Consider the following 10,130-nt stretch of genomic DNA (forward strand, 5'->3'; position numbering starts at 1 on the left):
TTGTTGTTAAAGTTAAGGAGTCTTTACAAACTGCAACGATTAGATTAAGAAGGTTGAAGCATGCAGGGTCAATGGTGAAGTCTTAATTGCTTTGTCAGCTTAAGCGCTACGCGCACGCTACGCGAACAGCTATCAGCTTATGCGCTACGCGCACGCTACGCGAACAGCTATCAGCTTAAGCGCACGCTACGCGAACAGCCATTGGCCAAGGGTTTTTCCACAATACTCAAAGGGCCTAGCCAGGATTGACTAGACCCATTCGAGTGGAAAAAGACAAATTTTCAACGAGTTAACTTTCTGACTACCAGTTTTGATCACTACTATGGTTGGCAAACTACACAGATACACCTGATACTAAATCTCACACAGTCGCGTCTTTCCGGACTTTGGTTTGGCTTCCTCCAACTTATGTTGGTTTCTCGCCACTTCTTGCTATGTTCGATCGGTGCCTACTGTGGCTGGGTCATAGACCGCTAGAAATCATCTTATCTATGCCCATTTGGTTTTTGGCTTCAGGTTCTTATCTGAAGGATGACTTCCACTCTTTAAACCTAACACGACCTTCTGGAGATTCCGAATACTTGTTGTTAAAGTTAAGGAGTCTTTACAAACTGCAACGATTAGATTAAGAAGGTTTAAGGTTACAGGTTGGAGGTTAGAGGTTACAGGTTGAAGGTTGAAGGTTGAAGGTTACAGGTTACAGGTTGAAGGTTGAAGGTTACAGGTTAGATGTTGAAGGTTGAAGGTTACAGGTTAGATGTTGAAGGTTGCAGGTTACAGGTTAGATGTTGAAGGTTGCAGGTTACAGGTTAGATGTTGAAGGTTACAGGTTAGATGTTTAATTATAAAATAGACATGTTACAGGTTTAACGTTACAGATTGCCAGTTAGACATCCGGCTTTCAGTTGTTAAGCCTCAAACCTTCAACCATCAAACCTTCAACCATCAAACCTTAAACTATCCAACCTTCAACCATCAAACCTTCAACCATCAAACCTTCAACCTCCCAACCTTCAACCATCAAACCTTCAACCATCAAACCTTCAACCTCCCAACCTTGGCCAAAGGCCACGCTACGCGAACAACCATCACAATGGTTTGCTCTCCTATCAAGGGTGGGCTTTCACCTTCGCTTCTATGTCAGAATAGATGATATGTAAATATATAAATATAGCGATAGGGTTTTACTTGCCATATGCCCATACCCTAAAGCTGACTTGTAGAGAACCATGCCCGATATCCCTAATTATTTGCGCGGTAACGAAATCCGGCAAACTTTCCTCGATTTCTACTCCCAACGGCAACACAATGTATTGCCAAGTGCTTCGTTAGTACCGGAAGACCCGACGGTGTTGCTGACAATTGCAGGAATGTTGCCGTTTAAACCGATTTTTCTAGGACAACGTCAGTCGGAATTCCCTCGCGCCACCACCTCCCAAAAATGTATCCGCAACAATGATATAGAGAATGTGGGACGCACGGCACGGCATCATACTTTTTTTGAGATGCTGGGGAATTTTAGTTTTGGGGATTATTTTAAAGAACAAGCGATCGCATGGGCATGGGAACTCTCTACAGAGGTATTCGGTTTGCCACCAGAACGCTTAGTAGTCAGTGTGTTTCGGGATGATGACGAAGCGTTTGCGATCTGGCGCGATAAAATTGGCATCCCAGCCAATCGCATCCAGCGCTTGGGTGAGGAGGATAATTATTGGAAATCGGGTCCAACCGGTCCTTGCGGTCCGTGTTCAGAACTTTACTACGATTTTCACCCAGAACTGGGAGATGAGACTATTGATTTGGAAGATGATACCAGGTTTATTGAGTTCTATAACCTGGTATTCATGGAATACAACCAGGATGCGGAAGGTAACCGCACCCCGTTAGAGAAACAAAATATTGATACGGGGATGGGACTGGAGAGGATGGCGCAAATCCTCCAGCAAGTGCCGAATAATTATGAAACTGATTTAATTTTCCCGATTGTAAAAACGGCAGCGGAAATTGCTGGGGTTAACTATATCAAGAGTGATGAGAAGACGAAGGTTTCTCTGAAGGTTATTGGTGACCATATCCGGGCAATCGTTCATATGATTGCGGATGGGATTACCGCTTCTAATACCGGACGGGGTTATGTGTTGCGCCGTTTGCTGCGTAGAGTGGTGCGTCATGGCCGTTTGATTGGGATTGATGGGGAATTTACCTGGGAAGTGGCTCAAACAGCGATCGCATTATCTGAATCCGCTTATCCTAATGTGCGGGAACGGGAAAAGACTATCCAAGCGGAAATGGAGCGGGAAGAGTCTCAATTCCTGAAAACCCTGGAACGGGGAGAGAAGCTGCTGGCTGAGATTTTGGCTAAGAAGCCTAAGCAGATTTCTGGCACAGATGCGTTTACGCTCTATGATACCTATGGTTTCCCAGTGGAATTAACTGAGGAAATTGCTGAAGAACAGGGCTTAACCGTAGACCTCGATGGCTTCGAGGTGGAAATGGAACGCCAGCGGGAACGGGCTAGAGTTGCCCATGAAACGATTGACTTAACGGTACAGGGTAGCTTAGATCAGCTAGGGGAACAGATCGATAGTACGGCATTCCTGGGTTACACTCAACCCCAGTCTATGGCTAAGGTAGAGGCTTTGCTAGTTGATGGGAAGTCGGTGGAATCCGCTGGGGCTGGGAGTAAGGTCCAGGTGATTTTGGATCAGACCCCATTCTATGCGGAATCTGGGGGACAAATAGGCGATCGCGGTTATCTGTCTGGGGATTCCCTATTGGTTCGCATCGAAGATGTTCAGAAGGAATCGGATTTCTTTGTCCACTTCGGTACTGTCGAACGGGGAAATTTAGCGGTAGGGACAACAGTAACGGCTCAAATTGACCGGGCTTGTCGCCGTCGAGTTCAAGCTAACCATAGTGCGACCCATTTACTGCAAGCGGCTCTGAAAAAAATTGTTGACCCAAGCATCTCTCAGGCAGGCTCTTTGGTGGCTTTTGACCGCTTGCGGTTTGACTTCAATTGCCCTCGCGCTCTGACATCGGAAGAGTTAGAGCAAATTGAGGCACAAATTAATACTTGGATTAGTGAAGCCCATACTGCTGATGTAGAGGTGATGCCTTTGACAAAAGCTAAGGCTAAGGGCGCAACCGCTATGTTTGGGGAAAAGTATGGCGATGAAGTCAGGGTGATTGATTTCCCTGGTGTCTCCATGGAATTGTGTGGTGGTACCCATGTCAACAATACTGCTGAGATTGGCGTGTTTAAGATTATCTCTTCCGCAGGGGTCGCGTCTGGAATTAGGCGGATAGAAGCAGTGGCTGGACCGGCGGTGCTGGATTATCTGAATGTGCGGGATAAGGTGGTTAAGGATTTATGCGATCGCTTTAAAGCACAACCGGAAGAGTTACCTGAGCGGATTAGTAATTTACAACAGGAACTCAAGGCTACTAATAAACAGTTAGATGCCCTGAAGCAACAACTGGCTTTGGCAAAATCTGACCAGTTGTTGGCGGAAGCTAAGTCAGTCGGTGAGTTCAAGGTTCTGGTTGCCAAAATGGAGGGAGTAGAACCAGAGGGCTTAAAGAGTGTTGCGCAACAGCTACAGCAGAAGCTGGGAGAAAGTGCCGTAGTGTTGGGTTCAGTGCCTAGCCCGGACAAGGTGAGTTTAGTGGCAGCCTTTAGTAAGGGTGTTAATCAGAAAGGCTTGCAGGCTGGGAAGTTTATTGGTGCGATCGCTAAAATTTGCGGTGGTGGTGGTGGTGGACGACCTAACTTGGCTCAAGCTGGCGGAAAAGATGGCAGTAAGTTAGGGGAAGCCCTTGATAACGCCTTGGAACAGTTGTTGGAAGGGTTGCAGTAGTTTTTAACTGGCTCTAGCAACGGTAACGAAAATTGTATTAGTTGTATTTGTGCGATCGCAAACTGACTGCGATCGCTCTTTTATGTGCTCGTGAAGATTTTAGTGCGTCAGTGCAATAGTTTTTTTGAGCCAATGACCGACCCATCGTAATTGGTAAGTTAGTGCAATAGTCTTTTTTAGCCCTTGCATGTTAATCCAATTTCGGTTAACATAATATGACCGCTGACGCAATGGTTTTTCAGCCATGATAATTTCCACCGCACAAGCGGCTGATTTAGTAGTAAGTATTTCTGCCAGTTGCCTGGGTTTCTTTATGAACAAGGGCAGAGTTACAGGTAGGCTTGGCAGCACACTCGAAACTATTCTTCAAGAGAAGATATCGAGTGTAATGTATTGTTGTACATTTTTCTCAAAATTGCATTTTTACCCTACAAGCTTTGCTTAGCAAAAATTGTAGCAATAACCCTATAATAGTTGGTCATAGCTATACCCTAAATAGCCTAAATTTTGATACTCTCAACAGTATCTTGCTTGAGGTAATTCTGAGGCTAATCTTAATCTTTACAATTCACTATATTCATGGAATAATACCGAGAAAATTGAATAATCTGAGTAGGTCTACCTCGATTAAGGCTGTAGATTTATCTCGAAATACTTGTAAGTACCATTCTATCAATTCCGGGGTGCATCTAATTTTTGCTATTTAACCTGGTGGTGCGTTAGGGCATGGGTTGTGCTAACACTTCTGAAAAGGCGGAAAATTAGGACGAGCTAGTCCCTAAGTCCCTAACGTACCCTACGGTAATAAAGTCAACCCTTATTGTTTATTGATAATTATTGACTAATGGCTGATCAGTATATATCACATAGCTATCGTATTATTCAAGAATATAAAACTTCAATCTACTGTAGAACCTATAAGGTAAATGATGATAGTGCAGCTGCCCAACCTTGTTACTATATAGCCAAAGAATATAAGCCTCTTTCTGAAGAACCAGAGGTAATGGAAGAAGCTCAAAAGCTTTTCAGACAACGTGTCCAAGAGATAAGGGCTTTAAAAATTAACGGTATAGCAAATATTAAGTATCAGTTTCGCCAAGGCAATAGTTTTTATATACTTCGAGATTATATAGAAGAGAATACTATTGAGGCAGAGATTAAAAATGGAAAGTTATTCAATGAGGAAACAGTTAAGATAATTCTAAGAAAATCTCTAGAGATTTTAGTTCAATTACATGAGCAAAAAATAGCTCAGGGTAATATTAGGGCTTCTAACATAATATATTCAGGAGACGATCAACTAACTCTTCTTGATATTGGAGATTTAAACGAAATCGGTGGGCTACAGATAGTTTCGGGTAAGGTGTCTATTGCTCTAGACAAATATAATGATCGTTACAAGCCACCCAAAGGGAATAAAGAGAGGTATCGAGACGATCTATATGCTTTGGGAGTTGTTTGCATTGAGATGATCAGATCTCAGATTAATCCTCAGCTTATTAGTCACCAATCTACTAAAGAAACTATATGGCGTTATCACGTTCCTGGGAAAAGCCCTTTACAGATTAGCGATGAATTTGCAAAGATCATAGATAAAATGATTCTTTATGAGCCCCAAGCTCGCTATCAGTCAGCTAAAGAAATATTGAATGACTTAGATCAACTCCTTGCTCCTAGGTCTAAAATCCCTACAAATGACAATAATCAGCTTAAGATAAGTATTCTTAGATTTAGGAAAAAACTCTTTTCAAATCCAATATATGCTGGATTAATTTTCGTTTCTTTAATTATTTTTACTTTGATATCGACAGCAGGTATTCAAAATATTAGAAGTATTGTTAAGCCTGAAAATGAAACTTGTTCACTTAAAACTCGGGATAACATAAGTTGTGGTGAAGAGAGTCTTTTTTTTGGTTATCAACCCAAAAATAAAGATGATGGAATTAAAGCCTATGGTGACCAAGACTACCAAGAAGCTTCAAACTTTTTTAAAGTTTCCTGGGAAATAGAAGATAGAGATCCAGAAACTCTAATTTACTGGAATAATGCTAAACTTAAAATAGATACCAATATAAAGCCCTATACTATTGCGGTTGGAATTCCTATCAGAGTAGACGAAAAGACAGCCAAAGAGATACTTCGAGGAATTGCTCAAGCTCAAGACAAGATCAATAACTCCGAAGCTAAGATCAATGGTAGACCACTGAGGATCTTGATTGCCGATGATCATAATAATGTCGCTCACGCTAAGGATAGGGCAAATCAAATAGCTTCTCAAAGTGAGATCATAGCTGTAGTTGGTCATTATGCTAGTGGAATTACCCTTAAAACCTTGGAAGTTTATCAAAAACATAAAATAGTTATAGTTGCTCCAATCAGTAGCTCAGAGTCTTTGACACATTTCTGTACTAAGCAGAAACAGTGTTTCTTTTTTAGAATTGTTTCTAATCATAATCATTCAGCTCCATACTTAGTTGATGTATTACTTGATGAGTTGGATAAGAATGGTCTTGAAAAAACAGCTGGGGTTGTTTATAGCCACCCTGATAATTATAGCAATTCGTTTAAAACCGTTATTGAAAAGCGTGTGCGAGAAAAAGGTAAGTTGATTGATTTAGAGCAAAACGATCTCTCAACTCCATCGTTTGATGCAGGACAAATAATTGATTACGCTCAACAAAATAAAGTAAATGCAATTTTTGTCGTTCCTGACGGGAGAACTACAAGTTATGCAATTCCTAACGCAATAGATTTGATTAAATCTAATCAGGGTCGGGTATGGATTGGAGGATCGTCCTCAATATACGATCCTCAGACTTTAGAAGGCCTATCTAAAGAGAATGAAAGTTCACTATCAAAGTTTATAGCTTATTCTGATTGGAATCGCTTGGAAGGGTGCGTAGATACTCCTGAGGGAGAAGCCTTTTGCCAGCAAGCTTCAAAACTATGGAACACAACTCAGGTAAGCTTGAGAACAGCCACTGTATACGATGCCATCATGACCATCGCTAAGGCTCTGGAGACTTTACCAAACCCCGATCGAGTCAAGTTACAACAAGCCTTAAGGAAAAATAATTTTAGTTACTCAGGTGTAACTGGGACAGTCAAATTCAAACCAGATGGTAACCGCACAGAACCACCAGGAGCAGCAGTTAAAGTTATACGATCAACATGTGATTCAGCTTACCAGGGATTAGAATTTGTTCCCATTGAGTATGTGGCTGAAAGACCATGTCAGTTGATTAAATAGGAAAACCTGATGAATAATACAGAAAAAACTGTTATTGCAGTAACTGGTCATACCAATTCCGGTAAAACAACTTTGATCAGAACGTTAACTAAGAGCAATGTCGGTCTAGTTGCTGACCGAGCACACGCAACCAAAAAGACTGAAACGATTCAATATAATACTCTGCAAGCCTTGTTCCTTGATTGTCCAGGTTTTGAGGTTCCAGATTCTTGTTTGGCCTATATGAAAGCTAAAAAACAAGAGCTTTCTCCAGAGATATTAGCAAACATATTTCCTCTAGATAAAATGAAATATGATCTAAATGCAATAGAAGCAGTAGAGGGAGCAGATGTGGTAATATACGTTGTCGATACTTTAAATGATGTGCCGGAAACAGGGCATGATCAAGAAATTGAACTTTTAAAGGAATTAAATAAGCCTATTATTGGCATTGGAAATAAAAGCCGAAAAAGAACTAATCAGCATGTTAAACGAATAAATCAGTGGGAAGATTTTTTTAAACAAAACGATATCAATAATTACATTATGTTTGATGGTTGGTGGGATGATCCTTCCAAAGTTACTCGGATTTATAGCTATGTTGAAAGTTTATTGTCTGGTCAAAAAAAAGAAAGATATCGCATAGACCTAGAAAATTTCAGACATAGACAGCTTGAAATTTTAAGGAAAGCTTCAGATTTAATGTATGACTGTATCCAAGCATGCAGCAAAGCAAAAAGACAAAAGGGTATTGATAATTCTTCCCCAGAAAAGTTTCTCATTGATGAAATACGTGATGAAGTTAAACAGTTGTTAGAAGAATTTAATGAAAACGTTTCAAGGCTTTATAAATTAGCAGCAGACGATCCACTCAAAGGAGTTAATGACCTTAACTTTCATAAAAAAAACTTTTCAAAGCCTAAAGATGTAGTTGATGGTGCAGCTGCTGGTACAGGCATTGGGACTGGAATCGGTGGTGTTATAGGTGGGATAATCGGTTTTATGATTGGATTGCCTGTCGGTGGTGTTGCTGCTGGACCAGCAGCGCTAGTTGGTATACAGGTAGGGGCTACTGTTGTTGGTTTATTGGGAGGAAGTCTTTGGGCTGTATTATCTGTAAATAACAATATAGAAGTTTCTCTCGACCAAAATGGTAAAAACTTTATAGCTACTACTTGCCTAGCTATTATATGGGGAGTGTCTTACCACGGTTACGGAAACAGCCCAACAATAGGAGAGGAAGAAATTGTTGGGCTTTTACAAACAATTAAAAATTTCCAAGACAATAGATATATTGTTTGGGATAAACTAAGGAAAAAACAGGTGTTTGAAGAATGTAAACAGTTTTTTGAAAAATTAGAAGGTAGATTGTAAGGTCGAATGTGTAGCAAAGCTGACGGTGCGACAAGCGCCCTGTCAGGATGCATATAGAAGCGCTGCCTGCAAATCATTTGCTTCTAAATCAGGCATTTCTGCTAAGATTTGCTCAGCAGTAAGTCCAGCCGCAAACAAATCCAGTACATCGGATACTCTAATTCTCATACCGCGAATACAAGGGCGACCACCGCACTGTCTTGGATTAATCGTAATTCTTTTAAGCAAATCTGACATATATAGCAATTCTTAGAGTCATGAGGACAAAGCTTATCCCTTTAAGGCAAAAGGCAAAAGGCAATAGGCAATAGTTAAGAGGGTTTGAACCGATGCAGCGCGGTCTTGGGGGTTCCCCCCATGAGCGACTGCATCAAGAAAGGGAATCGGTGTAAAATAATACTGTACCTCATAACTGCGAGAAACGCTATAGCTTTACTCCAGAGTGATAACTGCGATAAAAGCGATCGCTAAATAGCTAAATAAAATCCTCAATCACTGCTGTTACCGCTTCATGATACTCTTCAGAAATACCTAAGGTTCCAGCTAATCGAACGGTTTGCACCTGTTCTAACTCCGCCATCGCTATCATTTCGGCTTTTGATTTAGGTGGTGCATTTTCTGCTAATATCATTAATACGGGCATGGGCACAGAATCTAAAAGCTGCAAAAATTCCTCCCGATTAGCGACAGGATCGATTGCGCCAGTAACAAAGGCAGCCGGGGCATATCTCCCGCCATCTTTGGAAGTGATTTTGTGTTTTTGGGCGATAAATTCCGGAGTTAGTTTGCTTTCATCTACATAGACGTGACGTTTATACATCAAGCGCAGAAACGAAGGGGTAGTGTTGAGATAGTATAGACTCTGACCTAACCAGGGCGATCGCACTAGGTTTTTTACTCCGTTTCTTACTCCATCGGGTAAACCCATGACTCTTAACGGTCCTTTCCAAGTGGGGGCAACTAAAATTAGTTTAGAAATACTATCTGGATTATCTTGGGTAAATTTTAAAGCGTATCCTGACGCATGACCGGCAGCAATTAAAATTATTGAGTTATTAAAAACAGAGTTAACAAAATCTGCTAATAACTGCTGAAATAAGACAGGATTGTAATCCACAGGAGGGCATTGAGACTCGCCAAATCCCAACCAATCTAGCACGGTAACGTGATAGTTAGTAGCGAGTAGATTGGCAATACCTTTCATTTCTGTACGACTAGAAACGGTACTAAAAGCAGGCAGTAACAGTACGGGTTTTCCTGCGCCGATGGTTTCGTAGACCACTTGATAGTGTTTGTCTTGCCAATTCCAGTTGTAGAAATTTTTGGTACCGCCAATACCAGAGTTAAGCTGAGTCGGATTAATTGCTGTAGTCATAGTGATAGAGGTGCATGTAATAGTTGTAAATCGATAACTAAAGGAAGTGTTGGGATATCCGGAGATAGGGTGGATTTTTATTCAGGGTAATTATCATAACATGATACAGCGTTTATTTAAACTAACAATAACCAGCTGTTGTGGCAACTGCTACAGTTTTTATTGAGTTTTTTTTTACTACAAAATAACGTAATAAAACTTCATAAAATAGCGAGGTATTTTATGAAATAATTATAGTATAAATCGGTAGCTCATTAATTAACATGAAACCTTGGGTTGACGGACTTGTGCA

5 protein-coding genes are annotated in these 10,130 nt (G+C 41.0%); 3 read left to right on the forward strand and 2 right to left on the reverse strand.

The window, feature by feature from the left end:
• The first annotated feature begins 1,229 nt into the window (after positions 1-1,229).
• The 3 genes from alaS to AC4II3_RS28005 all read left to right on the forward strand — a co-directional run bounded on the left by alaS (position 1,230) and on the right by AC4II3_RS28005 (position 8,463).
• Complete coding sequence (gene alaS / locus AC4II3_RS27995) at positions 1,230-3,860, forward strand: alanine--tRNA ligase (protein WP_488014611.1); 2,631 nt, start codon at positions 1,230-1,232, stop codon at positions 3,858-3,860.
• An 844-nt stretch (positions 3,861-4,704) separates the two neighbouring features.
• Complete coding sequence (locus AC4II3_RS28000) at positions 4,705-7,110, forward strand: ABC transporter substrate-binding protein (protein WP_488014609.1); 2,406 nt, start codon at positions 4,705-4,707, stop codon at positions 7,108-7,110.
• 9 nt (positions 7,111-7,119) lie between these two features.
• Positions 7,120-8,463, forward strand: coding sequence for a GTPase (locus tag AC4II3_RS28005; RefSeq protein ID WP_488014607.1), 1,344 nt, complete (start codon positions 7,120-7,122; stop codon positions 8,461-8,463).
• Between the two features lie 42 nt (positions 8,464-8,505).
• Here the strand turns inward: AC4II3_RS28005 and AC4II3_RS28010 are convergent, their stop codons facing one another.
• Together AC4II3_RS28010 and AC4II3_RS28015 are read right to left on the reverse strand one after the other, a co-directional pair.
• On the reverse strand, positions 8,506-8,700 hold the full coding sequence (locus tag AC4II3_RS28010) for a DUF433 domain-containing protein (RefSeq protein WP_488014605.1): 195 nt from the start codon (positions 8,698-8,700) through the stop codon (positions 8,506-8,508).
• Between the two features lie 238 nt (positions 8,701-8,938).
• On the reverse strand, positions 8,939-9,838 hold the full coding sequence (locus tag AC4II3_RS28015) for an alpha/beta fold hydrolase (RefSeq protein WP_488014603.1): 900 nt from the start codon (positions 9,836-9,838) through the stop codon (positions 8,939-8,941).
• Positions 9,839-10,130 lie beyond the last annotated feature (292 nt).

The sequence above is a fragment of the Moorena sp. genome (assembly GCF_982860115.1).